Below are 457 nucleotides of genomic sequence, written 5' to 3' on the forward strand. Positions count from 1 at the left end.
CCATTTGGGGGCGAATGAATGCGCATTCTGCCCGACGTCAACGCGCTCGCGATTCAATTGATCGATGACCACCCTGGCCACCCGTATGTGGCCGAGCAGTTGGTGCCAGCGTTAGAGGGGGAAGAAACGCTCCTCGTGTTCGGCTATCTACCGCTTCGGGTTCAGTGGGTGCTCGAGGATCTGGGGGTGACAACGGTTGAAGCGCGAAACGCAGTCCGATCGTTGGTACAGTACCCGATCGAGTTTGTTGACGTGACACCTGAGACGATCCTTACTGCGTACGACGTAAGCGTCGACAAGAACCACGACGTGTACGATTGCTTCTACGTGGCGCTTGCGCGAGAGGCAGGTGCTGATCAGCTTGTCACAACTGATCGAGACTTCGAGACGCTCTGTCGTGACGAGTCGTTCACGTACACAAATCCCGTTCCTGAGGAGATTTTAACCGAATTTCACG

Annotated in this window: 1 protein-coding gene; it reads left to right on the top strand. The window is 55.6% G+C overall.

Annotation, left to right across the window (positions count from 1 at the left end; translation table 11 throughout):
- Positions 1–18: 18 nt before the first annotated feature.
- A partial coding sequence (locus tag EXE45_RS17925; protein WP_137695122.1) for a type II toxin-antitoxin system VapC family toxin occupies positions 19–457 on the top strand: 439 nt, incomplete at its 3' end.

The organism is Halorubrum sp. SP9 (genome assembly GCF_005435015.1).
In the GTDB taxonomy this organism is placed as follows: Archaea; Halobacteriota; Halobacteria; order Halobacteriales; family Haloferacaceae; genus Halorubrum; species Halorubrum sodomense.